At 70.6% G+C, this 25,914-nt stretch carries 25 protein-coding genes; 12 read left to right on the top strand and 13 right to left on the bottom strand.

Annotated elements, in window-relative coordinates; translation table 11 throughout:
* Positions 1–95: 95 nt before the first annotated feature.
* Positions 96–332 carry a winged helix-turn-helix domain-containing protein gene (locus EAS64_RS47475; protein WP_145853871.1) on the top strand — a complete coding sequence of 79 codons (237 nt, stop codon included), beginning with the start codon at positions 96–98 and terminating at the stop codon, positions 330–332.
* A 338-nt stretch (positions 333–670) separates the two neighbouring features.
* Here EAS64_RS47475 and EAS64_RS43620 read toward each other — a convergent pair whose 3' ends face one another.
* The 3 genes from EAS64_RS43620 to EAS64_RS16380 all read right to left on the bottom strand — a co-directional run bounded on the left by EAS64_RS43620 (position 671) and on the right by EAS64_RS16380 (position 3,005).
* The gene (locus EAS64_RS43620; RefSeq protein ID WP_187365964.1) at positions 671–778 is read right to left on the bottom strand and encodes an SAM-dependent methyltransferase; all 108 of its coding nucleotides are present in this window, start codon (positions 776–778) and stop codon (positions 671–673) included.
* 77 nt (positions 779–855) lie between these two features.
* Positions 856–1,533 carry a LuxR C-terminal-related transcriptional regulator gene (locus EAS64_RS16385; protein ID WP_145853869.1) on the bottom strand — a complete coding sequence of 226 codons (678 nt, stop codon included), beginning with the start codon at positions 1,531–1,533 and terminating at the stop codon, positions 856–858.
* Positions 1,530–3,005 (bottom strand): ATP-binding protein, encoded by a 1,476-nt coding sequence (locus EAS64_RS16380; RefSeq protein WP_145853868.1) that lies wholly within the window; start codon positions 3,003–3,005, stop codon positions 1,530–1,532. Before EAS64_RS16380 ends, EAS64_RS16385 begins: the two co-directional genes overlap by 4 nt.
* 142 nt (positions 3,006–3,147) lie before the next feature.
* Between EAS64_RS16380 and EAS64_RS16375 the strand changes: the two genes are divergently transcribed.
* The 5 genes from EAS64_RS16375 (at position 3,148) to EAS64_RS16355 (ending at position 6,981) form a co-directional block, all read left to right on the top strand.
* Complete coding sequence (locus tag EAS64_RS16375) at positions 3,148–3,459, top strand: PspC domain-containing protein (protein ID WP_145853867.1); 312 nt, start codon at positions 3,148–3,150, stop codon at positions 3,457–3,459.
* Positions 3,460–3,493: 34 nt separating this feature from the next.
* Positions 3,494–3,952, top strand: a complete 459-nt coding sequence (locus EAS64_RS16370) for a DUF1707 SHOCT-like domain-containing protein (RefSeq protein ID WP_187365963.1) — start codon at positions 3,494–3,496, stop codon at positions 3,950–3,952.
* Positions 3,953–4,198: 246 nt separating this feature from the next.
* Positions 4,199–5,263, top strand: coding sequence for a hypothetical protein (locus tag EAS64_RS16365; protein WP_145853865.1), 1,065 nt, complete (start codon positions 4,199–4,201; stop codon positions 5,261–5,263).
* 9 nt (positions 5,264–5,272) lie between these two features.
* Positions 5,273–6,460 carry a hypothetical protein gene (locus tag EAS64_RS16360; RefSeq protein WP_145853864.1) on the top strand — a complete coding sequence of 396 codons (1,188 nt, stop codon included), beginning with the start codon at positions 5,273–5,275 and terminating at the stop codon, positions 6,458–6,460.
* Positions 6,461–6,522: 62 nt separating this feature from the next.
* The gene (locus tag EAS64_RS16355) at positions 6,523–6,981 is read left to right on the top strand and encodes a MarR family winged helix-turn-helix transcriptional regulator (protein ID WP_145853863.1); all 459 of its coding nucleotides are present in this window, start codon (positions 6,523–6,525) and stop codon (positions 6,979–6,981) included.
* A gap of 22 nt (positions 6,982–7,003) precedes the next feature.
* Here EAS64_RS16355 and EAS64_RS16350 read toward each other — a convergent pair whose 3' ends face one another.
* The 3 genes from EAS64_RS16350 to EAS64_RS16340 form a co-directional block, all read right to left on the bottom strand.
* Positions 7,004–7,993 carry a hypothetical protein gene (locus EAS64_RS16350; RefSeq protein ID WP_145853862.1) on the bottom strand — a complete coding sequence of 330 codons (990 nt, stop codon included), beginning with the start codon at positions 7,991–7,993 and terminating at the stop codon, positions 7,004–7,006.
* 26 nt (positions 7,994–8,019) lie between these two features.
* Complete coding sequence (locus EAS64_RS16345) at positions 8,020–8,592, bottom strand: RNA polymerase sigma factor (RefSeq protein ID WP_222849363.1); 573 nt, start codon at positions 8,590–8,592, stop codon at positions 8,020–8,022.
* 112 nt (positions 8,593–8,704) lie between these two features.
* Positions 8,705–9,952: an aldehyde dehydrogenase family protein gene (locus EAS64_RS16340; RefSeq protein WP_145853861.1), complete on the bottom strand. Its 1,248-nt coding sequence runs from the start codon at positions 9,950–9,952 to the stop codon at positions 8,705–8,707.
* A gap of 320 nt (positions 9,953–10,272) precedes the next feature.
* Here EAS64_RS16340 and EAS64_RS16335 point away from each other — a divergent pair, with 320 nt between their 5' ends.
* Positions 10,273–10,668, top strand: coding sequence for a hypothetical protein (locus EAS64_RS16335; protein WP_145853860.1), 396 nt, complete (start codon positions 10,273–10,275; stop codon positions 10,666–10,668).
* A 195-nt stretch (positions 10,669–10,863) separates the two neighbouring features.
* Here the strand turns inward: EAS64_RS16335 and EAS64_RS16330 are convergent, their stop codons facing one another.
* Positions 10,864–12,468, bottom strand: a complete 1,605-nt coding sequence (locus EAS64_RS16330; protein ID WP_246115718.1) for a DHA2 family efflux MFS transporter permease subunit — start codon at positions 12,466–12,468, stop codon at positions 10,864–10,866.
* A 121-nt stretch (positions 12,469–12,589) separates the two neighbouring features.
* Positions 12,590–13,489, bottom strand: coding sequence for a hypothetical protein (locus EAS64_RS16325; protein ID WP_187366043.1), 900 nt, complete (start codon positions 13,487–13,489; stop codon positions 12,590–12,592).
* 290 nt (positions 13,490–13,779) lie between these two features.
* On the opposite strand from EAS64_RS16325, the gene EAS64_RS16320 reads away from it, so the two are divergent.
* Positions 13,780–14,799 (top strand): GGDEF domain-containing protein, encoded by a 1,020-nt coding sequence (locus tag EAS64_RS16320; protein WP_145853857.1) that lies wholly within the window; start codon positions 13,780–13,782, stop codon positions 14,797–14,799.
* On the opposite strand, the gene EAS64_RS16315 is transcribed toward EAS64_RS16320, so the two are convergent.
* Positions 14,718–15,305 (bottom strand): hypothetical protein, encoded by a 588-nt coding sequence (locus EAS64_RS16315; protein ID WP_145853856.1) that lies wholly within the window; start codon positions 15,303–15,305, stop codon positions 14,718–14,720. The genes EAS64_RS16320 and EAS64_RS16315 overlap by 82 nt on opposite strands.
* A gap of 314 nt (positions 15,306–15,619) precedes the next feature.
* Here EAS64_RS16315 and lnt point away from each other — a divergent pair, with 314 nt between their 5' ends.
* Together lnt and EAS64_RS16305 are read left to right on the top strand one after the other, a co-directional pair.
* On the top strand, positions 15,620–17,314 hold the full coding sequence (gene lnt, locus EAS64_RS16310; RefSeq protein WP_145853855.1) for an apolipoprotein N-acyltransferase: 1,695 nt from the start codon (positions 15,620–15,622) through the stop codon (positions 17,312–17,314).
* A 112-nt stretch (positions 17,315–17,426) separates the two neighbouring features.
* Positions 17,427–18,746 (top strand): L,D-transpeptidase, encoded by a 1,320-nt coding sequence (locus EAS64_RS16305; RefSeq protein WP_187365962.1) that lies wholly within the window; start codon positions 17,427–17,429, stop codon positions 18,744–18,746.
* 77 nt (positions 18,747–18,823) lie between these two features.
* On the opposite strand, the gene EAS64_RS16300 is transcribed toward EAS64_RS16305, so the two are convergent.
* Positions 18,824–19,027 (bottom strand): hypothetical protein, encoded by a 204-nt coding sequence (locus tag EAS64_RS16300; protein WP_145853853.1) that lies wholly within the window; start codon positions 19,025–19,027, stop codon positions 18,824–18,826.
* Positions 19,028–19,147: 120 nt separating this feature from the next.
* A complete protein-coding gene (locus EAS64_RS16295; protein ID WP_187365961.1) occupies positions 19,148–20,332 on the bottom strand; it encodes a thiolase family protein in 1,185 nt (394 codons plus the stop codon).
* Positions 20,333–20,675: 343 nt separating this feature from the next.
* Between EAS64_RS16295 and EAS64_RS16290 the strand changes: the two genes are divergently transcribed.
* Positions 20,676–22,022, top strand: a complete 1,347-nt coding sequence (locus EAS64_RS16290; RefSeq protein ID WP_187365960.1) for an Ig-like domain-containing protein — start codon at positions 20,676–20,678, stop codon at positions 22,020–22,022.
* A 26-nt stretch (positions 22,023–22,048) separates the two neighbouring features.
* Here EAS64_RS16290 and EAS64_RS16285 read toward each other — a convergent pair whose 3' ends face one another.
* Together EAS64_RS16285 and EAS64_RS16280 are read right to left on the bottom strand one after the other, a co-directional pair.
* Positions 22,049–23,251: a sensor histidine kinase gene (locus EAS64_RS16285; protein WP_246115717.1), complete on the bottom strand. Its 1,203-nt coding sequence runs from the start codon at positions 23,249–23,251 to the stop codon at positions 22,049–22,051.
* A complete protein-coding gene (locus EAS64_RS16280) occupies positions 23,248–23,982 on the bottom strand; it encodes a response regulator transcription factor (protein ID WP_145853850.1) in 735 nt (244 codons plus the stop codon). The genes EAS64_RS16285 and EAS64_RS16280 overlap by 4 nt, the downstream gene beginning before the upstream one ends.
* A 246-nt stretch (positions 23,983–24,228) precedes the next feature.
* On the opposite strand from EAS64_RS16280, the gene EAS64_RS43615 reads away from it, so the two are divergent.
* Positions 24,229–25,710 carry a DMT family transporter gene (locus EAS64_RS43615; RefSeq protein WP_222849362.1) on the top strand — a complete coding sequence of 494 codons (1,482 nt, stop codon included), beginning with the start codon at positions 24,229–24,231 and terminating at the stop codon, positions 25,708–25,710.
* Positions 25,711–25,914: the final 204 nt, after the last annotated feature.

The following is a 25,914-nucleotide window of genomic DNA, read 5'->3' as shown; positions in this document are numbered from 1 at the left end:
CCATATAGACAGGGTAGACGGGGCAGACACAGATATCTAGGGCAGTGGGCATAGACGGTCATCGCTGGTAGAGACGTGTTTGCGATCATGGGCAGGTGGAAGCCGAGAGGCCAAGGGGACGCGAGACACCCAGTGCCCGTGTTGAGACCGACCTACGCCGACGCATAGCGGCGGGCGAGTGGGGGCCTGGGGAACGCCTGCCCTCGGTTGCCCAACTGGCCGAGGAATACGAGACATCGCGTGCGAGTGTCGCTAAGGCCCTCGGGCGCATGGGTGAGGCTGGGCTAGTGGAAGTTGTCCCGAATTGGGGGACGTTCCGTGCCGAGGCCTAGCCACTTGGCCCCTGAGGCCCCTTGATCCCGAGGGGGTGTCACCACCCCTGACACCCCCTCGGCTTTTGAGGTAGCCGGGTGCGGTCATCCTGGGGCCTCTGTCGCAAACGATAGCCTCTGACCTGGTATTCCTACTGTTTTGGTAGGGAGTAGACCATTGCAGGTCAGCAGATATACCAATAAAGGCCTTACCGAAGGTATGTAAGGGCTTCGAGCGGCCTTAGGATTGCTCCCCTGCAAGTCTCTTGATGTCAAGATACCTTGGGGCTCCCCGGACTTCGGGGCACGAACTAGGGGACGTTTAAGGCTGAGACGGACTAGACACCCTAGACGGTGTGCTATGGTGTGTGGAGAACGTCAACTTTCCCCCCGAGCAGGTAGTCGTAGACGCGCGCCGCGTGGGGACGCGAGGGGTTGAAGTTGTCGTCGGGGAGTTCGGTACCCACGAAACCGAATTGTACCGAGGTCCGCTGGCAGGACCGGCTTTGGTGGATAAAGGGGATCGGTGAACCTTCTGCCCCGGTTAGGTCAGCTTGCGCTCGGCGGCCCAGCGGGTGAGCTGGTGCCTGGAGGAGAGCTGCAGCTTGCGCAGCACCGACGAGACGTGGCTCTCCACGGTCTTGCCGGAGATGAACAGCTCCCTGGCGATCTCCTTGTAGGTGTAGCCCTGGGCGATCAGCCGCAGCACCTCACGCTCGCGGGTGGTCAGCTGGTCGAGTTCCGGGTCGAACGACGGCTTGATGTCATCCGCCGCGGGCGCCGCCGCGAACGCGTCGAGCACGAAACCCGCGAGCCGGTGCGAGAACACCGCGTCGCCGTCCGCGACCCGGGTGATCGCGTCGGCCAGGTCGGCGGTGGAGATCGTCTTGGTGACGTAGCCTCTGGCCCCGGCCCTGATCACCGCGATCACGTCTTCCGGCGCGTCCGAGGCGGACAGCGCGAGGAACTTGATGTCGGGGTGGTCCTTCTTGACCTCGGTGATGACGGCATGACCACCGCCGCCTGGCAGGTGCACGTCGAGCAGCACGACGTCGGGCAACAGCTGCCCGATCAGCTCAACGGCGGGCGCCACGTCCTCCGCCTCGCCCACGACCTCGACCCGCGGGCCGAGCTCCAGACGGACACCGGAGCGGAAGATGCCGTGGTCGTCCACGAGGACCACGCGCGGACGCCCGGCGGCCCGTACAGCCGGAGTGCTCATCGCAGCTTCCCTTCCGCGGGCCGCGGCTGGGCCGCGGGGGCCGCGGGGGCCGCCCCGAAATCCGCTGTCCCGGAATCTCTTGACCCCGGCTGGCGGGGCATTGTCAGCGTCACCTTCGTGCCCTCCCCAGGCGCCGACTGGACGGTCGCATCGCCGCCATGCCGGCTCATCCTGCCGCGGATGGATTCCGCGACACCCTTCCGGTCGCCGGGGACCGCGTCCGGGTCGAAGCCCTTGCCACGGTCGCGCACGGCGACATTGACCTTATCCGGCTCCACCTCAGCGAAGACGGAGATGACGGCCGCGCCTGACCACTTGGCCGCGTTCACCGTGGCTTCACGCGCCGCGCCGAGCAGGGCGTTCAGGTGCTCGTCGAGCGGGCAGTCGCCAACGGTCACGATCTCGACGGGCACGCCGTGCAGCGCCTCGACGTCCCGCTGGATCTGGCGCACTCCCTCGGCGACCGAGGAGACGTCCGCGTCGCCTGGCGCACGACCCTCAAACAGCCAGGACCGCAGCTCGCGCTCCTGGGCGCGGGCAAGCTGCACCACCGCCTGCGGATCCTCGGCGCGCCGCTGGATGAGCGCGAGCGTCTGCAGCACCGAGTCGTGCACCCGGGCGGCGATGTCCGCCCGCTCCTCGGCGCGCGCCCGCGCCTGCCGCTCGAAGACCAGGTCACGGGCGATCCTGAGCCACCAGGGCCCGAACAGCAGCACGATCCCGGCCGCGACAAGCAGGAAGCCGCTGAGCGGCGCGAGCAGCTGGGTCCCGCCGTGCAGGCTGAGCAGCCAGCCAAGCCCGACGGCGAGCAGCACCGCCGAGCCGAGCAGCCGCAGCCTGGTGCCGCGGCGGGAAGCCGTGCCGCTGCCGAGGCTCTCCAACGGCTGGACGAGATGGCTCAACGCGGCCCGCTCGTCGTCCGGCGCGTTGCGCCAGATGAGCGTGAGGAAGGCAAGGCTGAACACCTGCGGCCAGCCGTAGACGCCGATCGCGCCGTCGTTGAACGCGCCCGCCAGGAACAGGAAGGCGCCGAGCAGCGACCCCAGGGCGAGCGCGAGCGCGACACCGGCCGAGTCATGCCGTGCCTTGCTCGCGATGGTGGTCTCTTGCCCGCGAACCGGGATCAGCAGCCAGCCGAGGAAGTAGAACGGCACCGCCCAGCCGGAGCTGACGAACGCCAGGACGGCGAGCACGATCCGCACCGTGTTGGGGCTGAAGCCGCGCCATGCGGCCAGACCCGCCGCGAGGCCGCCGGCCAGCCGGTCCTCGGGGTTACGCCGCAGCGGCTCGCCGTCGCCGCGGCCCCACCAGCGCCTGGCACGGTTGCCCCAGTGGCTGGCCCATTCGTGCGCGTCGTCCCGGTATCCCGGCCCCTGCCAGGAATGCGGGCCATGCCGGTGCTCGCCCGCAGGCTGCTCCGGCCGGTCCTGGAACCGGAACGGCGGCCATGGTTGCTCGCTCGGTTCCTGCATCTCACCATCATCGCCCGTAAACCGCCTTCGAGGCCATCCGGGCTTTCCCTGAGGCCGGCCTGGGGTGTCTCAGGGTGCACCGGGGGTTGAGCCAGGGCTTGTCCTAATACCGCGAACACGCGAGGCGCAGAAGACTTATGCCATGAGCACTTTCGGTGACACCACCCAGAACCAGGCCGGGGACACCACCCGGCAGCAACCGCCCGCCGGCCTGGCCGGCCGGCCGCCGCTTCGCCGCGCCTATAACGGGCGCATGATCGCCGGCGTGTGCGCCGGCATCGCGGACTACCTCGCGATCGACGTAACGCTGGTCCGCGTCGCCTTCGCCGTCTTCACGTTCCTCGGCCTGGCCGGCGTCCCGGCGTACATCGCCTGCCTGCTGCTGATCCCGGAAGAGGGCGCGGAGCAGTCCATCGCCGCCTCGCTGCTCGAGTCCGTTCAGCGCAGCCTGTAGCGGCATGAGCAAGAGAAACAGGAGAGCAATCGTCATGTCACCGTCAACCACGCAGCAGTGGTCGCGCCGCATCCGCTACTCCGACCAGCACATGCGGGTTTCCGACGCCGAGCGCAGCGCGGTCGCTGAGGAACTCGGCAGGCACTACGCCGACGGCCGTCTCGACCAGGCCGAATTCGACGAGCGAGTCGGCCGGACGATGGCCGCCAAGACGCGCGGCGACCTTGCCGGGCTGTTCGACGACCTGCCAGACACCGACTCCACCGCGGAGGCGGGGCCGGCTGCTACTGGCGCGCCGTCAGCTCCGTACCGGACGCGGCGCAGGCGCGGAATCATGCGGCCGCTCATTGTGCTGGCACTGGCATTGATCTGCGCGAACGTAGCCTGGCACGCCTTCACGAGCGTGTTCTTCTTCCAGCCGCTGATCTGGCTGGTGCTGTTTGTCGGGATCATCCTGGTGCTGACGAGGGGCAGCCACCGGCACGACCGGTAAGCCGGAACGTGGTCACGGCACCCGGCGAGAACCCCGGACCGCAGCCAGCCTTAACGGCTGGCGGGCGGTCCGGGGTTCTTTCGTTCGCCTCGCTCGTCTTCCTGACCTTCCGCACTAGAAAAGAGTGTTCACACCGGGACCGACTTGGGCGGTAATGTCAGTCGAAGGTCGGAAGCGTCACCATAGCGGAACGGACGGGCGGTAATGGGCTTCTGCGCTAATTGCGGGACGCCGCGCAACGGGAACGTGCGATTCTGCGGCAGCTGCGGTACGGAGTTCGACGACTCCCCTGCCGCGCCGGGCGAGCAGGCCACCCAAGCCTCGGGCTGGACGGCGCCCGCCGACGCCACCCGCACTGACATGTCGCCACGGGACACCCTGATCGACCCGCCAGGAGCCAAGGCCGGCCAGCCGGACCCGTTCGCCTCCTGGTACAGCTCGGCGCAGCCCGCCGCGGCGCCGGAACCGCCACGCGGCGGGCCAGACACGTACTGGCAGCAGCCCACCGAGACGGTGCGGCCGGCCGCGCAGGGCCCAGGCGGCTATCCTCCCCCGGCGCCAGCAGGCTACGGCGCCCCTCCGGCGCCGGGCGGGTACCCCACGGCCCCCGCCCCCGTGTACGGCGCACCCTACCCGCCGGGACCGGCGGGAGGACCGCCGCAGCGCGGCGGAGGCGGCAGGAGGGCCCTGCTTGTCGTGCTCGCCGTCATCTTCGTGCTCGCGGCAGGCGGCGGCGCGTACGCGCTCGCCACGCGCCTCGGCAAGCACTCAACCGCCGGCCCGTCGTCGCCGCCCGCGTCGACGCCGGCGGCGAGCAGCCCGTCCGGTGTGACGCAGCCCGCGACCGGCACCGGGTCGCCGCCGGCGAGCGCAAGCGCGTCCGCGTCCAGTTCTGGTTCCTCCTCGTCGCCGGCGAACCTCGTGGCCGTCGGCCCCGGTGTGTCGGGCGCGGCGGTGCCCGCGGTACAGCAGCTCCTGAATAAGCGCTTCGACGGCATCAACACGCACAACTACGCGGAGTACGCGAGCACGCTCACCACGCGCGAGCAGGCCAACCAGCCGCAGTCGAAGTTCGCTTCTGGCTATCGGTCGACCACGGACTCCGGGATAACGCTGACCGCACTCAGCCAGACGTCAAGCGGCCTTACCGCCACCGTGGCATTCACCAGCCACCAGAATCCTTCCGACAGCGGCGACGGCAGCGCGTGCAACACCTGGACGACCAACTACTACCTGGTGGCAAGCGGCACTGGTTACCTGATCGACGTCACTCCGGCAGGCTCGCCGCCCCCATCGCGCGGGGACTGCTAGCTTCTGTGCATGGTCGTTCCGGTTGCGGCACGGTGGGTCGCGGCGGCTATTGGCATGCTGCTCGTGCTGACCGGCTGGCAGTCGGTGATCGGCACGCTGATCGTCCCGCGGCCGGTCGGCTCCTGGCTGACCCGGCTCGTCGACCGGCTGGTACTCGCCGTCTACCACGTGGTGACCCACCCAGTGTCCAGCTACAAGCGGCGCGACAGGATCCTCGCCACCCAGGCGGCGGCGATCCTGGTCGGGCAGCTCGCGGCCTGGCTCCTCATCTTCCTGGTCGGCTTCACGCTCGCATTGTGGCCGTCACCAGGGCGAAGCATCACAGTGGCGCTCGCCGACGCCGGGTCGTCGATCTTCACTCTGGGCTTCGCAGAACCGGCGGGTACGACGCCCGCCGTGATCGTCTTCGTCGCGGCGGCCACCGGCATGGTGGTGGTCGCGCTGCAAATCGGTTACCTGCCAACCCTGTATTCCGCCTTCAACCGGCGGGAAACCGAGGTTGCGCTGCTCGCTTCGCGGGCCGGCGTGCCGAGCTGGGGACCCGAGCTGCTCGCCAGGTCGTTTTACGCGCTCGGTTCTGGGGTGTCCACCCTCGACACCCTCCCCGACCTGTACCGGACGTGGGAGCGCTGGTCCGCTGACGTGGCAGAGAGCCACACCACGTACCTGCCGCTCGTCCGCTTCCGTTCGCCCCAGCCGTACTCGTCGTGGGTAATCTCGCTGCTCGCGATACTGGACTCGGCCGCGCTCATCCTGTCGCTGTCGCCTGAGAAGGCGCCCACCGTGCCGGCCAGGCTCTGCCTGCGCGCCGGGTTCGGCTGCCTTGCCAGGGTCGCCCGGGCGATGGGCATCGACGTGCCTGAGGAGGCCGACCCCAACGCGGGCATCACCCTGACCTACGAGGAGTTCCTCGACGCGGTCGCGCGGATGGATGAGGTCGGCTTCCCTATGTCCCGCCAGCCGGCCGACGCGTGGCCGGACTTCGCCGGCTGGCGGGTCAATTACGAGACGGCCGCCTACCAGATCGCCGCGGCGATCGACGCGGTGCCCGCGCCCTGGTCCGGTCCGCGCCGCCAGGCCATGACCGAGGTCGCGCCGCAGCGGCCGCCGGGCGGCCGTCAGGGTCCGCCGGGCGGCCGTCAGGGTCCGCCGGGCAACCGCCAGGGTCCGCCGGGCAACCGCCAGGGTCCGCGCTGAGTGCCGCTCCGCTCACCATCGGGTACATGATCCATCAATAATCACCGCGCTATGCTGACCGCATGACTGCGGTATGGCTCAGCGACGACGAACAGCGGGCCTGGCGGACCTACCTGCGGATGAGCTCGCTGCTTCCCGCCGCACTGAACCGGCAGCTGCAGCAGGACTGCGGTCTCACGCTGCCCGAGTACGAGGTTCTCGTCCAGCTCAGCGAGTCACCCTGCCACCGGCTGCGCCCGTTCCAGATCTGCGAGGCGCTCAACTGGGAGCAGAGCCGGCTGTCGCATCAGCTCACCCGGATGGAACGCCGCGGCCTGGTGTCGCGGCGGGAGTGCGCAGCCGACGGGCGCGGCGCCTTGATCGAGCTCACCGCCGCAGGTGCCGAACTCATCGGCGCGGCGGCGCCACGGCACGTCGCGGCCGTGCGCGGCCTGGTCTTCGACCGGCTGAGCGACGCGGAACGGACGGCCTTCGAGGAGGCTTGCTCGCGGATCGTCGCCACCCTGACTGAACCGTCCTGACCTGCCGTCGGCCGGCCGGAGCCTACCGCGAGCCGCCGGACCCCGGGCCGCTGTCTCCACTGCCGCCAGGCCCCGAGCTGGCCTGGCCGGATCCTGCCTGGCCCGTTCCCGCGCCGTTACCTTGCCTGCCGCTGCCGTCACCGTTGCCTGAGTAGGGAAACCCAGGCCCCGCCGTGGCACCAGGCGGCGTTGGCCACGGAGACGGCGTCCACCACTGATGACCGAGCTGGTCGGCGCAGTAGTGGATGATCTTCTGCGGGGAGTCGGACTTGGCTAGCTGGCTCAGCTGCTCGACGAGCGCTTGATCCTTCGTCCTGCTCCCGTGCGAGTGATGGAAGAAGAACTCGAAATACTGGCCGCAGAGCGCGTCGGTCGTTTGCGATGCGCCGTGCCCCGGCGTCACGCCGGGCGTGGCAGAGGCCTTCGGGGTAGCGCTCGGGGTTGGCTCCTGGGTGCCAGTGCCGAGCACGGCCGGATGCGTCCCCTTCGGGCTGGCGCCCGCCTGGGTGGACAGCTGCGCCGCGCTCGGGTTGGCGGACTGCCCCCGAGGTCCTGCTGAGCCGGCGAAGGCGCCGGTCACCGCGGCGGCGCCGACGGCCACCAGCGCCGCGGCCGAGCCGACAATCGCCATGACCTGCCAGCCCCCTCGGCCGCCTGCGCGCCGCCGGTGGCGGTGCCTGGCAGGTGGGCGCGGACCCTGGCCAGCACCCTGGACCGGCAGCACCAGGGTGTGCTGTGGCCCCGTGCCGAGCGGCGCGATCAGCGCGCGGAACGCGGCCCGTGCCGCCGCCTCGCCCGCGAGTTCACTCTCCGCGGGCGCGGACCGCAATGCGAACATCGCACCGGCCACCGGACGCTGCGAGTCGGAGACGCCCGCCAGTTGCCCGGCGAGCAGGGCCTCGTCAGTCAGGATCTCCTCGACGGACAGCGGCGCCTGCCCGGACAGCAGGGCATCGAGGTCGCGACCGTCCTCCGGTTCGTGACCCCAGCTCGGCGGCAGGCGATCTGGCATGTCATCGTCCGGAACGCCATATCGGCTCAAAGCGTTACACCCGCCCGTGAGGTAACACCGGCCTGGCATAGCAGCGCTTCCAGCCGTTTCAGCCCGCGATGCGCGGTCACCCTGACGCTGCCTGGGGTTTTGCCGAGGAGGTCGGCGACCGCGTCGGTATCGAGCCCGGCGACCACCCGGAGCATGATCACCTCGGCCTGCTGCGTTGGCAGCCGGTTCACCAGCGCCATCGCGGACTCCGTGGCCAGGTTGTCGAGGGCGATCTGGGCCGTGTCCGCCGACCTCGGCTCCTCAGTGGCGTTGATCTCATCGAGCGGTTCCGCCGGATGCCGGCGCTGCAGTCTCGCGTGGTCGAGCAGGCGACGGCGCGCCGTGGTGAACAGCCAGGCCCGCCACGCCCCCTCGTCACCGGTGAAGCGCGTCAGGCCCCTGACCACCTGAACCCAGGTTTCCGCGGCGATGTCCTCGGCATTCTCCGGAGCGATGACGCGGAGATACCGAAGGAGAGCGGGGTTCGCATCACGCCACAGGACAGCGAACTGTTCCTCGCTTCCGCCCTGCGCGTCCACAAGCACTCGCGCGAAGTCGTCGCCCACCACATGCTGAGTATCGGCACATAGGCCATCGCCGCGCAGCGAAATGACCATCAAGATCGAAAACCGCCATATCAGTGCTCCCGCGAGCCAGCCGGGAACCGGGGCCCTGACCCCGCTATGTGGCCGGCGTCACCACGAGCTGGCGCAGCGACAGGTCACGGAAGGTCACCGGGCCGCGCGGTCCGGGTACCGCATCCAGGTTGATCCCGGTCTCCGGCACCTCGAACAGCTTGAACCCGTCGAGCAGCCTGGTCGTCGCGTTCCAGAACGCGCCGGTGCCCGTGTAGGCGGCGAGGAACTCCGCCGCCGCACCCTCGTCCGCGGCCGCGATGCCCGCCGCGAGGCCCGAAGTCTGGTCGTTGGCGATCGCCGCGGCCTCGGCCGGACTCGCGGCCGGCGCGATGGTGACGGTGGCCTCGCGGTCGGAGTCCAGCGCCCACTCGTACCCGAGCGGGTGGTCGTGCGGCGGCAGCGAGGCCGTGATCCCGAGGCTGGCCAGCTGCCCGGTGATGTCTGGCAGCCACGCGTCCCACAGCTGACTGTCGAGGAGCAGCAGATTGAGCCGGTTGCACACGCCGAGCCTGTCGAGGCTGCTCGCGATGAGGGCGGAGGCAGGCACCCGTTCGGCTGAGGAGTGAAGGTAAAGGACCCCGCCGCCGTCGGCGTGCGCCAGGGTGCGGACGCCGTGCGCCGCCCCCTCGGCGGCGAGCGCCCGCGTGGAGTCGCCGCTGCCGCGGAGGATGACGAGCGGGATCAGCTTCGCCTCGCGGACGAGCGCGTACGCGGCGGCCTGCCCGGGCACCCGGACCAGCTGGATGGCCGCGGGGTCGAGGCCCGCCGCCTTGAGCGAGGGCGCGATCACCTCGTCGGCGAGCGCGATCGCGGAACGCAGCGCCGCGCTCCCGGTGCGCAGCACGCCCGCGTTGCGCGACTTCACGAGCTGCGACGCGATGTCCACCACGACATTCGGCCTGGCCTCGAAGTTCGCGCCGATCACGCCGACCGGACGGCGCCGCTCGGACAGCACGAGGCCGCCTGGCAGGTCACGCACCTTGCGCGAGGCGGGCTCCGGCTCGACCCCGGCGAGGATCTCGAGCTGCGCGGCCATCGACTTGAGCCGGTCCGCGTCGAGCCTGAGCCGGTCGCGGACCCCGGCGGGCAGGCCGTTCTCCTCGGCCGCGCGCATGTCCTCGGCGTTGGCGGCCAGCACCGCTGGCGCGGCGTCGGTCAGGGCCTGGGACATCGCCCCGAGCGCGGCGTCGATCGCCTCATCGGAAGCCGCCGCGAGGCTGGGCGCCGCTGCGCGGGCCGCGCGCGCGGCCGCCCGCACCGCCTCCGTGGCCAGCGTTTCATCGCCTGTCATGCTGAATCCTCTCGAAGACCTGTCCCTGCAGAGGTTATCCGCCCGCACCCGGTAGTCCCCGCGACGGGACGGGCGGTCCGAACGAGTGCGTGGCTCCGCCCTCCCTCCGCCGCGCGACCCGGCGGACAGAATGTGACCTAGTAGACAATTCGCCAAGAAATACCGCGTACCGCCATCGCGCTACAGACGAGTGGCGGCGCAGGAAGCCGCCAGACGAGCCGGACGACCACCTTGAGAGCAGGTGGCCTGGCAACGACCCGCCTTTGTGTACTCAGGACACGGTTGCGCCGCCACGGGCGGCGCACGGGAGGTGCTCAGTCATGAAGCTCAGCTCTCGTTTCCTGCTTGACAGCCTGTTCGTGGTGGCAGGCTCCTTCCTTACGGTCACGTCGATGGCCTGGGCGGCCGGCACGGCCGGCTGGACGGCGTTCGGCGTGTCCGCCGGGATCACAGTCCTGGCCGCGGCCAGCGCGGTCCTGGCGAAGAAGAGCTCGCGCCGCATCGGCCACGGCCTGATCGCCCTGACGGCGCTCTGGTCGGCCATCGCGGCGGTCTCCTTCTCCGGAACGGCCCTGACCTGGCTGGTCTTCGCCGACGCGATCGCGGTTGGCGTGCTGGCGCTCGCCGACCTCACCGCGCACGAAGCGACGACGGAGCGGATCGTGCACGCCCTCGAGGTGCGCGACCCGGCCCGCGGCGGCAGGGTCACCGCGTAACCCGACCGGAGGCGGCAGCGTCCCGTCAGGCGAGTTAGGCAAGTTACCCATGAGGGCCGGGGCGAGCAGAAGCTCGCCCCGGCCCTCGCCGGATTCTGCCTTGGGGCACCCAAAGCTCGTTGATGAAATCTCTTGTCGCCGTGGACGACGCAGCCGGATCTCCCCCACTGGGGGTGGCGTCGTTGGCTTCGAGGACTACTGGGGCTGCTGTGGCTCGTGGGGGGTAGTGGCGAGCGGGGGACCGTCCAGTGCACAGCAGTGCAGGTAGCTGACGGCGCCTTCGCCGGCGGTCGCGCCCGCCGGGGTCGCGCCTGCCGCGGTCGCGCCTGCCGGGACCGTGCCTGCAGGAACTGTGCCGCCAGGGACGGGCCGCCCGGACGGGGCAGGCTCGGCCTGCGGGCGGGCCCGCCTGAGCGGGTTGCGGATGGTCGCGACGGCCAGGATGCCGCCGGCTGCCGCCGCGACGGCGGAGATCGTCATGGCGGTGTGGAAGCCCTGGGTAAGCGCCGCCGGATGCAGGTACGCGTCACCGGTGAGGCCTGCCAGGGTGGGCAGCACGGCCACCGCGATCAGGCTCGCCGACCTGGCCACGTCGTTGTTGACGGCCGACGCAATGCCCGAGTGCTCGGCTGGCGCGGCGGACAGCGCCGTGGCCGTGAGCGGCGCCACGTTGGTGGCGAGCCCGAGGCCGAGCACCAGGACCGCGGGCAGGACCTCGGTGACGTAATTCCCGTCGCCCTGGACCCGGGTGAACAGCAGCATGCCCGCGGCGATCAGCAGAGGCCCCACGGTCATCTGCAGCCGCGGGCCGATCCGGGCGGAGAGCGCCGCCGAGCGCGCGGACAGCAGGAGCATGATCACCGTCAGCGGCAGCAGCGCCGCCCCCGCCGCCAGCGGGCTGTAGCCACTGACCTCCTGAAGCACGACAGGAACGAGGAAGAGGGCGCCGCCGAGCGCGCCGTAGACCACGAACGTGACCGCGTTCGCCGCCGAGAACTGGCGGCTGCGAAACACCCCCAGCGGCAGCATTGGATGACTGCTACGGGTCTCGATGACGCAGAAGGCGGCGAGCAGCACAACGCCAGCGATCAGGCTGGCGAGCACCTGAGGCGACGTCCACCCGTGCGCGGAGGCTTCGATGAGACCGTAGGTGATACCGGCCAGCGACAGGCTGATGGCCATCGCGCCGGGGACGTCGAGCGGCTGGCGGGGTCCCGGTGCCCGCGACTCGGGAACGTGCCGCAGCGCGATGGCCACCACGGCGGCCGCCAGTGGCAGGTTGATGAAGAACACAAGCCGCCAGGACACCGCGCCGATCAGCCAGCCGCCGAGGAACGGCCCGATGGCAGTGGCCACACCGCCAAGCCCTGACCAGGCGCCAATGGCCCGCGCTCGGTCGTCCGGGTTGAAGGACGCCTGCAGGATCGCCAGGCTACCCGGGGTGAGCAACGCGGCACCCACGCCCTGCACCGCGCGGGCCGCGATGAGGAAGCCGGCGCTTGGCGCGAGGCCGCAGGCGAGTGAGGCGATCGCGAACCAGATCGTGCCGATCACGAAGATCTTGCGGCGGCCGTAGACGTCGCCGAGCGCGCCGCCGAGCAGCAGCAAGCCGGCCAGCGGCAGCGTGTAGCCGTCGATGACCCACTGCATGCCGGCCACCGAGGCATGGAAGTCCCGCCCGATCGCGGGCAGCGCGATGCCGACCACGGTGGAGTCAAGCGCAGCGATCCCGGATCCGAGCACCGTGGCCGCGAGCACCCATCGCCCCGCGGCGGTCGCATACCCCAGTCCGCCCGTCACGTTGGCCAGTGTGCCACCCGGCACCCGGACACTGCCACCGGCAGCCCTCCCGGACGGTTGCGGCAACCAGCCGCCTACTGCCGTATCGCCGCCGCGACCACGTGCCTATGGCGGCGGGACCCTAGTCGAGAACGGTGGCGGTGACCGTCCTGATGTTGCCCCGCAATTCGTCGCGGATCAGGTTGCCGAGCTTCCTTGTTTCCCGCCTGTTGATCAGCGCGCCGGCCACCGCGCCGGTGAAAAACGGGCCGAGCGAGAAGGCCGACCTGCGGACCCGCGCCGCCAGGCGGCGGGTGAGCTGCCTGGCCAGCGGCGATCCCGCCACCAGCAGCAGACCGCCCTCCACCCGGTACACCCCCCGGCGGGACGCCCACGATCCGAGGTAGGCGCGCGCACGCTCGGTGGGGGTGCCCGACGCGGCCACGCCGAAGATCTCGTGCAGTTCCGCGACCAGCTTGACCTCGATCCCCACGATGGCCAGCGTCTCCGCCGCTATCTCGGCGGGGAACGCGGGGAGCACCGGCAGCGCGGCCCACGCGCCGGTGGTTCCGCCGACGGCCGCCGCAGCCCGCGCCGCCCGGTCGATGAGCACTTGCGCGATGGCGTCGTCGGTCAGGCCGGGAAACTGCGTGCGCAGCGTGGCCTGGTCGCGAATGCGCAGCCGCGGCCCCATCGCCACCGCCTGCCCGGTCAGCCAGCTCATGCCGGCCGACAGGCCGCGGCCCGCGGAGCCGGCCCCCTTGCGCGCGCCGCGGCCGGCTCCGGCCGCCCCCTTGCGCGCGCCCTCCGCGCCCCGGCGCGCCGCGGTGGCCGTGCCGCGCCTGGCGGTTGCCGTGGCGGCCGTCACCGCCGTCGAGGCCCGGTCCGCGACCGCGCGGAGGCCTCTGGCCAGCCGCCTGGTGTCCGGCGGCCCGCCGGACTCCGTCAATTCGACGGCGACCTCGGCCGCTTGCCGCGCGGCGGCGTCATCCTGCCGCGCGGCGGCCTCATCGGTGATGTCTGTGCCGTCCGAACTGGACATATCCGTTACCTGCCATCTCGGGTTACTGCCAGCGGCCACGGTTACCGATATCAACGCTACCCGGACCGTGCACCCTGGTCTTTGACGATGCCCGACCGACTGAACTTCGCAAGTCAGGACGGAGAACACCGTCAATAGGTACCCACACCTGCGCGATTACTCATAAGCGCAGCGCGAGCATGCGATCACAGAAAATCGTGATTGACACTACTTGTATTGGATAGATCGCCTATAGTGACGCACGGAACCAATCACACGCTCATCCCATTGGTTCCCGATAGGAGCCTGCCATGGCAGAGACGGCAGTTACGGCACCGTCCGCCGCCAGCGCCGCGCCGGCGGTGCGTCTAGCCAGCGTGTGGCTCACGACGCTCGCCCTGGGCGAGGACGGCGAGCAGTCGGGCCAAGACGTCGTCCCCGCGGATCCGTCCGGCTCCTGGGCCTTTCTTACCGCCCAGTCCGCGATGCTCCTCGCAATCCTTTTCGGTGAGCCGTTCCGGCCGGCCCAGGCCTCGGCCATCGGCCAGGCACTCGTCAGGGCCAACTTCGTGGCCGCCGACGTCCTTGGCCGGTCGCTGCGGGTGCTCATGCTGCGGCTGCCCGAGATGCTCACCGACTACCTGGCCTGTCCGGCGCGCGAGCTAGAGCGGCGCGTCGCCGAGGTGTCGGGCGCCCTGGCGAACGGCTACGTGCACGCGCTGCGCGACCGGACACTCGCCGAGCAGGAATCCCTCATGCGGACCGAGCTCGACGCGCAGCGAAGCATCAGCCAACGGCTCATGCACGAGGCGACGCACGACCCGCTGACCGGCCTGCCCAACCGGGCAGCGATCTTCGCCGGGCTCTCCGCCGCGCTTGACGGCGGCCACGGCGACAGCGTGGGCGTCTGCTACGTGGACCTCGACGGATTCAAGGCGGTCAACGACCGCTACGGCCACCAGGCAGGCGACGAACTGCTCATCACGGTGTCCAGGCGCATCTGCGAGACCGCGATCGCCTTCGGCGCCCTCCCCGGGCGGATCGGCGGCGACGAGTTCATCGTCGTGGCGGATGCGTCTCCCGGCGCCAGCCGGATGATCATGATGGCGAGGGCCATCCTCGCCGAGCTGAGCCGCCCGGTGGCGCTGCGCATCGGACGGGTCTGCATCTCCGCCTGCGCGGGCATCGCCGAGCGCGCGACGGGATCCGCCACGTCAGCGGAGATGGTTGCCGACGCGGACGCCGCCCTTTACCGTGCCAAGTCCCGCGGGCCCGGCCGCTGGGCGATCGCGGGTGTGCCAGGCGACTCCGGCAGGCCGATCGCTGGCTGAGCATTCCGCCGGGGAGCCTGGCCGTGGGCGCGCTTGCCGTGGGCCAGGTCCCCGAGGCCGAGCGGCTGGCCGCCGTCATTGCCCTGAGCTGGGCCGGGATTGCCCACGGCGAACACCTGCGCGTCCTCGACGGGTGACGTCTGCGGGCGACCGCCGACCTGGCCTGCGCCGCCCTGCGACAGGGCAAGACCGCTCACCTGCGACCCCGGCGTGAATTCGACGGTCCTGCCCGCCGAGGCGAGGACGAAGAGCGTCATCACGGCCGCGATGAAGACGCCGGGCAGCAGCGTCACCGCAGGATGCAGCCGGATGAGCGCCGCCCCGGTGCCAGCGGTGGTCCGCACCTTGTCGGCGCACAACGCCAGCACCAGCGCGAGCAGCGGCAGCGGCGGGCCGAAGCCACGGCTGGCCTCCCAGCGCAGCCGCCTGAGCACCGCCCTGCGCTGCCCGACGGTCAGCCCGGGAACCAGGTAGACCGTGACCCCGCCGGCACGATGCCTCGCCACACCGTGGAAGCCGCCTGTGGTGTGTGTTCCAGCGGAAAAGTCTTTATAACGAATGCGAATCACAACACTGTCCTTGTGCGCATGCCGACCCGTACGCATGCGGAAAGCACGAGGAAACTGAACCCAGTCCGCCTGGCGCCTCCCCGTGGCGGCCGAACCGGCCCGCCACCGCCAGAATGTCCAGAGCTCAACCCACCGGCCCCCCGGAGGCTGTCTCAACCGCACCGAATATAACGCAGCGGAATGCCATGTTCACGTAAATAGCAAAAGTTGCCCGCTTCGCGTCGCGCGCGTTCTCCGCTTACCCTCTGTAGGTGATCATCCGACAGGCCGACGTCAGCGAGCAGGCCACGCAGCGGCAGGAACCCAAGCCGCTGCGGCTGACCTGGGCGCTGCTGGCGGCCCTGGCGGGCGGGCTCTCCCTCGCCGCGGCGTTCCCCCCGGCCGGGATCTGGCCGCTCGCCGTGGCAGGCCCGGCCCTGCTCGTCGTCGCGCTGTCCGGCAGGACGCTACGGGGCTCACTGCTCACCGGGCTGGTGTTCGGCGCCGCCTTCTTCTTCCCGCTGCTGTCCTGGACGCTCAACGTCGCCTGGTACGCGTGGCTCGCCCTCGCCCTTGCCGACACGGTCATCTTCGCGGTGCTCGCCGTCGCCCAGCGACTGCTGCTCCGGCTGCCCGGCTGGCCATTCGCGGTGGCAGGCTGGTGGGTGGCCGCGGAGGCCCTGCGCGACCGCTGGCCCTTCGGCGGCTTCCCCTGGGGCCGGCTCGCGATGAGCCAGGCCACCGCCCCGACCCGGGGCTGGGCCGCGATCGGCGGCGCGCCGTTGCTGACCTTCGCGGTCGCGCTGGCCGGGGCGGCGCTCGGCTGGCTGCTGCTCGGCCTGCTGTCGCCGGAACGCCGGGCAAACCGGCACGGCACCATCCGTGCCGTCGCGGCCTTCGCCGTCACCGCGGCGCTCGCCTGCCTGCCCGCGGTGCTGCCGCTCGACCCCGTCCCTGCCGGATCGAAGACGGCCGAGGTCGCAGCCATTCAGGGCAACGTGCCCCGGGCCAGGACGCTGGCGGAGCAGCTCAACGCCTGGACGGTCACGCTCAACCACGTCGCGGCAACCGACAAGCTCGCCTCCAAGGTGGCCGCCGGCCAGGCGGCGCGGCCCGACCTGGTGATCTGGCCGGAGAACTCCACCGACATCGACCCCACCAAGTACGCGCCCGTCTACCAGGAAATCGCGAGCGCCGCCATCGCGATAGACCGCCCGATCCTGGTCGGCGCCGTGCTTCAGGGGCCGGTGCGCAACGCAGGCCTGCTCTGGCTGCCCCGCGAGGGGCCGACTCAGATGTACGTGAAACGGCGGCTGGTGCCGTTCGGCGAGGTGATCCCGTTCCGCAGCCTGCTCAGCAAAATCACCTCGCTAACCGCGCTGCAGCCACAGAACTTCACTCCCGGACACGTGAACCACATCTTCGCCGTCGGCCAGATCCGCCTCGGCGACGTCATCTGCTACGAGATCGGGTTCGACGACCTGGTCCGGTCCGACGTCGCCGACGGGGCCAACCTGCTGACGATGCAGACCAACGACGCCACATTCGAGCGCGACGGGCAGACCGGGGAGACCGGCCAGCAGCTCGCCATGGCGCGCATCCGCGCGGTCGAGCACGACCGCGCAGTGGTAGTCGCGTCCACCACCGGGTACAGCGCGATCGTCGCGCCCGACGGGAACCTGATCGCGAGCAGCGGTACGTGGCAGCAGGCGGAACTCGAGGCACGCGTACCGCTGATCGGTTACACCACGCTGGCCGACCGGCTGAGCGCGTGGCCGGAATGGGTCATCGTGGGCGTCACCGCGCTCGCGCTCTGCCTCGCCATTGCCCGGTCCGCCGCCGGACGGGCCAGCTCAGGACGGGCCAGCTCAGGACGGGCCAGCTCAGGACGGGCCAGCGCCGGCCGGCGCCGCAGCACGGCGGCGCCCGTCGCGGACCGCCCCGCCGATGCCCCGGACGGGCAGTAAACTAGCCAATCGCCGAGGACCCTGCCATACGTCCGATAACGTGAGCGATGACGCTATTGACGCATTGCCCCGCACCGGGTTCGTTGCCCGGAGGGAAGGAAGGTCAGCCAGCGTGAACGTGTGCCGAGCGGCAAGCCGCCGCGCACCGCGGTTCGCCGCGGCCGCCCTGACTGCCGCCGCGGCCCTGCTCCTGACCGCATGCCAGGGCAGCACGCCGACCGCGACCAAGCTCAACCCCACCGCGGTGGCGAGCAAGTCCGCCACGCAGGTCACCAAGTACCTGCAGATCTCGCCGGCGCCTGGCACGAAGAACGCGAGCCCAGGCGATGGCATCACCGTCACGGCGACCCACGGCGGCAAGCTCACCGGCGTCAGCGTCAAGACGACAAGCGAGCACGCCGTCACGGGCAAGCTCAGCGCCGCCGGCACCAGCTGGCACACCAGCTATGCCCTGCCCACCGGCTCGTCCTACACGGTGACCGCCAAGGGAACCGACAGCTCAGGACACCCGGTCACCGCGACAAGCAAGTTCACCACGCTGACGCCGGCCACCGCGTTCCACACCCAGATCTTCGAAGGCGCGGGCGCCACCTACGGGGTGGGCATGCCGATCATGCTTAGCTTCGACCACCCGATCACCAACAAGGCCGCCGTCGAGCGGGCGCTCACCCTCACCACGTCCAACCCGGTGACCGGCGCCTGGTACTGGGACGGCGACCAGCAGCTCGACTTCCGGCCGCGGGACTACTGGCCCGCCAACACCACGGTGAGCTTCACCAGCCATCTCGACGGCGTGGAGGGCGCTCCCGGCGTCTACGGCATCCACGACCTGAGCCAGACGTTCAGCATCGGCCAGTCGGTCATCGCCGTCGCCAACACGGCGAGCCATCGGACCCAGATCTACATCGACGGGCAGCTCAAGTACAACTGGCCGATCTCCACCGGGCGGGAGACGATGCCCACGCCCGACGGCACGTACCTGTCGGTGGAGAAGGCCAACCCGGTCCGCATGATCGGCGGCGGCAAGAAGGGCAGCCCCGGCTACTACAACGAGCTGGTCAACTGGGCCGTCAGGTTCACCTACAGCGGCGACTACTACCACTCCGCGCCGTGGTCCGTGGTCAACCAGGGCACATCGAACGTGAGCCACGGCTGCGTCAACCTGGCGCCGGAGGACGCGCAGATCTACTACAACCTGGCCATCCCCGGCAATCCGATCACGATCACCAGCAGCTCCAAGGCCGGCAAGTGGGACGACGGCTGGACGCAGTGGTTCCTGTCCTGGTCGCAGTATCTGGCAGGCAGCGCAACCCATATGGCGGTCCATGCTGGTCCGCACGGCAGCAGCTTCGTGAAGCCGTCATCGCTCCCCGCGGACACCGCGCAGGCTCCCCTTGGCACCTCGGTCGCCGGCAACTTCAACGCGGCGTAGCCGGTGGCGGGGCAGGCGAAGCAGGAAACCGTTCGGTACGGTCCTGCTTTTATCCGGCCGAACGGGTGCGGCTGACTCTACGGGCGCGCGTTACCCGACGTGGACTGCTGGTTGACGTGGGCGGTTGGCGCACCGGAGGACACCGCGAGGATCACGCCGAGCGTCAGGGCAAGGGCCAGCGGGATGAGCAGCGGGGCGGCGGCGCGCGCTGTCCTGCGGCGCCTGGCGCGGCGCTTCGCGACGGTGGACCGGTTGCTGTAACCGCCCTCGATCAACGTCACGCTGGCTCCCCCCTTTGGTCCATTGATCCGGATGGAGCCAGCGTAACTCCGTTATGCAACAGTTATCGAGTAGATAACAAAAGTTATCCGGACGATCACCGACCGTTATCGGTCAGTACCTCAGCAGGCCTCCCAGAGCGTGGCGATGCCCTGGCCGACGCCGATGCACATCGAGGCGGCGCCCCGTGCCACTCCGCGGCGGCGCATCTCGTGCAGCAGCGTGGTAACGATCCTGGCGCCCGAGCAGCCGAGCGGGTGGCCGATCGCGATCGCGCCGCCGTTCACGTTGACCTTCTCCGGGTCCAGCTTGAGCTCGTCGGCGCAGGCGACCGACTGGGCGGCGAACGCCTCGTTCAGCTCCACCAGGTCCAGGTCCTCGGTGCGCCAGCCGGCCCTTGCGAGCACGCGGGTCATCGCGGGCACCGGGCCGATGCCCATGTAGTCCGGGTGCACGCCCGCCGCCGAGGCGCCGACGTACCTGGCGAGCGGGGTGAGGCCGGACCGGCTGACCGCCTCCTCTGACATCAGCAGCAGCGCGGCCGCGCCGTCGTTCAGCGGCGAGGAGTTGCCGCCGGTTACCGTGCCGTCCTTGCGGAAGGCGGGTCTCTTGGCGGCGAGCTCCTCGAGCGTGATGCTCCCCTTGATGCCCTCATCACTCGCCAGCTCGCCCTTGGCGGTGGTGACGGGGACGAGTTCCGCGTCGAAGCGGCCCGCGTCGCGCGCGGCGGCGGCCCGCTGGTGCGAGCGCAGCGCGAACTCGTCCTGCCTCTCGCGGGTGACGCCGTAGCGGTCGGCCACGTTCTCCGCGGTCTCGCCGAGACTGATCGGCGGGTACATCTCTTGCATGCGGGGGCTGACCAGGCGCCACCCGAGCCGGGTGTCTGCCGTCTCCAGGCTCCGTGCCCACGGCTCGCCGCTGCGCTGCACGACGAACGGCGCGCGGGTCATCGACTCGGTGCCGCCGGCGACAGCGACGTCGATGTCGCCGGCGGCGATCGCGCGAGCCGCGTCGCTTACCGCCTCCATGCCCGAGCCGCACAGCCGGTTCACCGTCGCGCCGGGAATCTCCACCGGCAGGCCGGCCAGCAGCACCGCCATCCTGGCGACGTTCCTGTTGTCCTCGCCCGCCTGGTTCGCGGCGCCCCAGTAAACGTCGTCGATGGCGGTCACGTCGAGTCCTGGACTGCGCGCGACGAGTGCCCTGAGGATGTCGGCGGCCAGGTGGTCGGGGCGGACCTCGGACAGCGCCCCCTTGACCTTGCCGATAGGCGTCCGGCAGGCATCCACGACGAATACCGAGCTCACCCTGACCTGCCTCTCCACGTAACGTCCGTTTCTCTCACCATAGGTCACCGGGCGGGGGCTCCAGAGTGCGCGACGGCGGCCGCCACTGTGGTGTTCGTCGCGCCGCAACGCAACCATCCGGCGGCGGCAGACGTCTCTCTAGGTGTACATGCGAGCCGTGATGTGAAGTTTCCCGATTTGATAGATATTGCCCGTAGTCTTTGGCTGTCCACTGTCATCCGCGTGCCCTCGCCAGGCATCGCTGTGATGACCTTCGAATCGGGCTGTTTCGCGACCGGGATCATCGTTTTAGCTAATTGGTTGAGGAGACCGTGCAGTGTCGTTCTTGGACAGTGTTGGTGGGGTGGGCAGGGTCAGCGCGACGCTGCTCAGGCATCGGCTGATCGCGGCCACCGCGGCGAGCGCCGCGGCGGTCATCGTGGCGGGCTGCGCGTTCGCGGCGACCTCGTCCGGTACTGGTAAGGAAAAGCTGGTCAGCGAGGGCAACACGAAGCACACCGCGCCCACGGCCTCCGCCTCACCGACCCCCACGCCCGTTGGCCCGCTGCAGCTGCTGTCCGTCTCCCCTGTCGGGGGCTCGCACGACGCCAACGGCGGCGCGCCGATCACGCTGACTTTCTCCTCTGCGCTATCGCCTGGCACGCCGTTGCCGAAGCTGTCACCGAAGATCCCGGGAAGCTGGCAGGTTTCCGGTGACACGGCCACGTTCACCCCTGCCTCGGGCTTCCTGCCGAACACCGCCGTCACGCTGAGGATCCCCGGCGGCGCGGCTGGCATGGCGGGCGCCGACGCCTCGGCAGGCACTCTCGCCACGGGGTCCACGGTCAAGTTCAAGACGGGCACGTACTCGGTGCTCCGGCTGCAGCAGATTCTCGCGCAACTCGGCTACCTGCCGCTCACCTGGACGGCCTCGGCGAGCAGTGCGGCCACGGGTGGCGGTTCCGCGTCGATTCCCGCTGACGCGCCCGCCGCTGGCAGTTCCGCCTCCGATTCCGCCTCGGCCAGCTCTGCCTCATCCGACTCTGCCTCTGCCGATTCCGCCTCGGCCGGCTCTGCCTCGGCCGGCGCTGCCACCACGGGCCTGAACCAGCAGGTGGCCGATGCCTATCAGCCGCCGGACGGCACCTTCACCTTCAAGTCGGGCTACCCGACCGAGCTGACCAGCCAGTGGACGGTCGGCAAGGACAACATGCTCAACAACGGCGCGATCCGCGCCTTCCAGTCGGTCGAGGGCCTCACCATGGACGGCGTGGCCGGGCCGGACGTCTGGTCCCACCTGCTCAAGGCGGCGGCCAAGCACAAGGTCAACCCGAACGGCTACACCTACGCGCTCGCCGACCAGCACACGCCCGAGTCACTGACCGTGTGGCACAACGGCAAGGTCATCGAGCACACCCTGGCCAACACCGGCATCCCCGGTCGTAACACCCAGGACGGCACGTTCCCTGTGTACCTGCGGTACCAGGAGAACTACATGGACGGCACCAACCCGGACGGCTCGAAGTACCACGACCTGGTGCAGTGGATTTCCTACTTCAACGGCGGCGACGCGGTGCACTACTTCGCGCGGTACAGCTACGGCTCCTACCAGAGCCTGGGCTGCGTCGAGGTGCCCTACGCGCCCGCCGAGAAGGTCTGGGGCTACATGACCTACGGGACGCTGGTCACCGTCATCGGCCCGGAGGCCTGACGCCCTTCCGCATGTTACGTCCCGGCCTAGCGGTGGCTGAACGCGGGCCGGGAGACGGCGGCAGGTGCCGGGCGGGCGAGCGGCAGGCTGATTGTGAACGCACAGCCTGGCCCCGAGTTCCTGACGCTGATCTGCCCGGAGTGCGCCTCGACGATGCCGCGGGCGATGGACAGCCCGAGCCCGCCGCCACCCAGCGGGTCAGGGGTCCGCGCGCTCTCGCCGCGGAACGCCACGTCAAACACCCGCGGCAGGTCACCGAGCGGTATCCCGCCGCACTCGTCGGCGACGGACACGCACGCGCGTCCCGCCCGGATCTCGCCGATCAGCTCGATCGTGCCATCGGGCGGCGTGTGCCTGATCGCGTTCGTGATCAGGTTCTTGACCGCGCGGCCGAACTCCGCCGGGTCGATAAGCACCGCCATGCCGGGGGCGACCGCCCCGGTCAGCAGGATGCCCTTGGCGCTCGCCACCGGTTCCGTGCTCGCGGCCACCTCGGCGAGCAGGTCACCGAGGCCCACCAGGCGCGGTGACAGGCGCAGCGCGCCCGCGTGGATCTTCGACAGCTGGAAGAGGTTCTCGATCATCGCGGCGAGCCGGTCCGACTCCACCCGCATCTGAGAGTGGTAGTGGCGGACCTGGCGGGGGTCGGTGACCACCTGGTCCTCGAGTGCCTCGGCCATCGCCCGCAGCCCGGCCAGCGGCGTCCGCAGGTCGTGGCTGACCCAGGCGACCAGTTCCCGGCGGCTCGCCTCGAGCGCCTGCTCGCGCGCCCGCGCGCGGCTGAGCCTGTCGTGCGCCTCGGCGATGCCCAGCGACAGGCCCGCCAGCTCGGTCGGCAGCGTGATCTCCGGCGGCGTGTAGATGCCGCTGCTGCCGACCTCGCGCACCGCGCCGAGCAGCCGCCGCGTCGCGCGGGTGACCGACTGGCCGATGAAGAGCGCGACAAGGAGGCCGGCCAGGCCCGCGATGCCCATCAGCTCGAGCATCACGTCCCGGTCGGCGGAGTCGTACATGCGGTAGGAGATCACGCCCACCGAGGCGAGCGCGGTGACCACCGTGACCAGCGACACCAGGGTGATCTGCAGGCTGATCGAGCGACGCGCCAGGATCCGCTGCCCGACCACGCCGGCGGCGGTGATCAACATGGCCGCCCCGGCGATCCACTCGGTGACGTACGCCAGGTCGCCCGCGGCGACATGCGGCATCACGTCCGCAAGATGCCCGGTCACGATGACGGCTCATAGCGGTAGCCGACGCCCCAGACGGTGACGATGCGCCTGGGCAGCGTGGGATCGGCTTCCAGCTTCTCCCGCAGCCGCCGCACGTGGACCGTCACCGTCGAGGTGTCGCCGAAGTTCCAGCCCCATACCTCGCTGAGCAGCTGCTCCCTGGTGAACGCCTGCCGGGGGTTGCGCAGCAGGAAGACGAGCAGGTCGTACTCGCGGGAGGTCAGCGAGACGAGCTTCCCACCGCAGCGAACCTCGTGCGCGGCCAGGTCGACCACCACGTCATGGTCCGCGACGATCCCCTGCACCTGCGGAATCGGCCCGGTTTCACCCGGGCGGCCGGTGCCCGCGGCGCCACGGGCGCGGCGCAGCACCGAGCGGACCCGCATCGCCAGCTCCTGCGGACTGAACGGCTTGGTCACGTAGTCGTCCGCGCCGATCTCGAACCCGGCGAGCCGGTCCGTCTCGTCGCCGAGCGCGGTCAGCATCACGACAGGGATCGGCGAGTGCTCGCGCAGCCGCCTGCACACCTCGAGGCCGCCGATCCCCGGCAGCATCAGGTCAAGGACCACCAGGTCAGGCTGGAACTCGGCAATACGGCGCAGCGCCTCATGCCCATCGCGGACACACTCCACGGTGTGACCGTCGCGGACCAGGTAAAGCCCCACCACGTCGGCCACCGTCGGGTCATCATCGACTACGACGATCCGGCCGGGTTGATCGCTCTGACTCACGGCTACACGGTAATCGTTTCGTGATGTGACGGATGGGTAATGGGACGAATTCGTCACCGGGCTGTAAGATGCCTGTCGTGCACCGGCTTTTCCCGATCACCCCGCCGCCGCGCTCCTAGCGAGGCGGCTGCCTGGCGCGTCCGGCCCTGACGGGCGGCGCGTCTTTTCTTGCGCGTCTCCTGACGTGCCGTAACCGGTTCGCCTCGCTTCCGCGACTGTTTCCCTTCTCGTCGCAGGAGCTTTTTCATGCCTTCTTCCGCATGCTCTTCTTCGTTTTCGCGGCCTTCTCGTCCCGCGTCCGCATCCTCGGCCGCTTCCCCGGCCGGCCGCTCCATCGCCGAAGGTTCCTCGGCGGCCGGCGCTGCCGCCTTGCCAGCCGCGGCGGGTGGCCGCGGCACCGGCGCCTCAATGCTCTCCCTGGTACTCGCGGGCCTGCTCTGGGGCACCGGCGGGCTGACAGGAACGCTGCTCGGCAGGGCGGCGGGGCTGCCGCCAGTCTCGGTGGCCGCGCTGCGGCTGCTCGGCGGTGGCACGCTCATCGTCGTCTTCCTGATCATCCCCAGGCGGCGCTGGCCGGCCGGGCGCGCCGCCTGGACCAGGATCGCCGCCACCGGCCTGCTCGCCGCCACCTTCCAGGGCGCCTACTTCTCCGCGGTGTCGCTCACCTCGGTCAGCCTGGCCACGCTTGTCACGATCGGCGCCACGCCCGTCATCGTGCTCGCCGGCGAGCTGGCACTCGCGCGGCGCCGGGCCGGCTGGCCCGCCGCCGCGCGGACCGCGCTGGCCCTGGCCGGCCTTGGCCTGCTTGTCGGGCTGCCGGCCGGGGGCTACAGCACGCTCGCCGTCCTCGGCAGCGCCGGCATGGCGCTGGTCGCGTCCGCGGGGTTCGCGACGCTCACCCTGATCGGCTCGGTCCCGGTGCCGGGACTCGACGACGAGACCGTCACCGGACTCGGGTTCATCGCTGGCGGACTGGCGCTGCTGCCGCTCGCAGCCGTCGCTGGCCTGGAATTCCGGCCCACGCTCGCGGCGGTCGGCTGGCTGGCGGTACTGGCCAGCGGGCCCACCGCGCTGGCCTACACGCTTTACTTCCGCGGCCTGCGCGCTGCTCCTGCGAGCACCGGCGCGCTGCTTTCGCTGCTCGAGCCGCTCACGGCGATGCTGCTCAGCGCGGCGTTCCTCGGCAACAGGCTCAGCCCTGCCGGGATGGCGGGCGCCGCCTTGCTCGCCGCGGCGGTCGCGCTGAGCGTGGCGGGACACCGCGGCGGCACCGACTCGGCCGGGCCGGCCAGTCCGGCTGCAGCGGCTGGCACGGCCGGCGCGACAGGCACGGCCGGCGCGACAGGCACGGCCGGCGCGACAGACACGGCCGGCGCGACAGGCACGGCTCGCGCGACCGGGATGGCCGCGACGGCTGGATCAGCGGCTGGAGCGGCCGGATGGCTGCGCCCACGGGTCCGGCGGGCCGTCAGCCCACTTGTCCCGCGGGGTCTGCGGACCCTGCGGACCCCCCGGGCGGTAGGCGTCCTGCGGGCCATGCGGAACCTGCGGGCCGTAGGTGTCTTGCGGGCGGTGGGCGTCCTGCGGGCGGTAGGCGTCTTGCGGGCCGTAGGTGTCCTGCGGGCCGTAGGTGTCCTGCGGGCCGTAGGTGTCCTGCGGGCGGTAGGCGTCCTGCGGATCGTGGGCATAAGGCGACGGCGCCTGCTGTCCGGGAAAAGCACCGGCTGACCGACCCGGCTGACCGCCGGGTGCGGCTATGCCAACGCCGGCGGCGCGGCCGTTCTGGGCCGCGCCCCCGGCGTTGGCGCCAGAGCTGGCCTGCGCGGCGCTCCTGGCGCGGCGGCGGCGCACCACGAGCACGACGACGCCCACAAGCAGGATGCCTGCGATGGCATAGGTGGGGCCGTGGAAGTCGTTGGCGACCGTCTCCCA

It is taken from the genome of Trebonia kvetii (assembly GCF_007827045.1).
GTDB lineage: Bacteria > Actinomycetota > Actinomycetes > Streptosporangiales > Streptosporangiaceae > Trebonia > Trebonia kvetii.
This window is presented reverse-complemented; position numbering and strand designations above follow the sequence as displayed.

Excerpts from the sequence above, each read along its gene's own strand:
- EAS64_RS16375 (WP_145853867.1), top strand. The coding sequence starts at position 3,148 with ATGAGCACTTTCGGTGACACCACCCAGAACCAGGCCGGGGACACCACC.
- EAS64_RS43615 (WP_222849362.1), top strand. The coding sequence starts at position 24,229 with ATGCCTTCTTCCGCATGCTCTTCTTCGTTTTCGCGGCCTTCTCGTCCC.
- EAS64_RS16380 (WP_145853868.1), bottom strand. The coding sequence starts at position 3,005 with ATGCAGGAACCGAGCGAGCAACCATGGCCGCCGTTCCGGTTCCAGGAC.
- EAS64_RS16320 (WP_145853857.1), top strand. The coding sequence starts at position 13,780 with ATGGCAGAGACGGCAGTTACGGCACCGTCCGCCGCCAGCGCCGCGCCG.
- EAS64_RS16350 (WP_145853862.1), bottom strand. The coding sequence starts at position 7,993 with ATGCCAGATCGCCTGCCGCCGAGCTGGGGTCACGAACCGGAGGACGGT.
- EAS64_RS16355 (WP_145853863.1), top strand. The coding sequence starts at position 6,523 with ATGACTGCGGTATGGCTCAGCGACGACGAACAGCGGGCCTGGCGGACC.
- EAS64_RS16370 (WP_187365963.1), top strand. The coding sequence starts at position 3,494 with ATGTCACCGTCAACCACGCAGCAGTGGTCGCGCCGCATCCGCTACTCC.
- EAS64_RS16340 (WP_145853861.1), bottom strand. The coding sequence starts at position 9,952 with ATGACAGGCGATGAAACGCTGGCCACGGAGGCGGTGCGGGCGGCCGCG.
- EAS64_RS16385 (WP_145853869.1), bottom strand. The coding sequence starts at position 1,533 with ATGAGCACTCCGGCTGTACGGGCCGCCGGGCGTCCGCGCGTGGTCCTC.
- EAS64_RS16360 (WP_145853864.1), top strand. The coding sequence starts at position 5,273 with ATGGTCGTTCCGGTTGCGGCACGGTGGGTCGCGGCGGCTATTGGCATG.
- EAS64_RS16335 (WP_145853860.1), top strand. The coding sequence starts at position 10,273 with ATGAAGCTCAGCTCTCGTTTCCTGCTTGACAGCCTGTTCGTGGTGGCA.
- EAS64_RS16325 (WP_187366043.1), bottom strand. The coding sequence starts at position 13,489 with ATGTCCAGTTCGGACGGCACAGACATCACCGATGAGGCCGCCGCGCGG.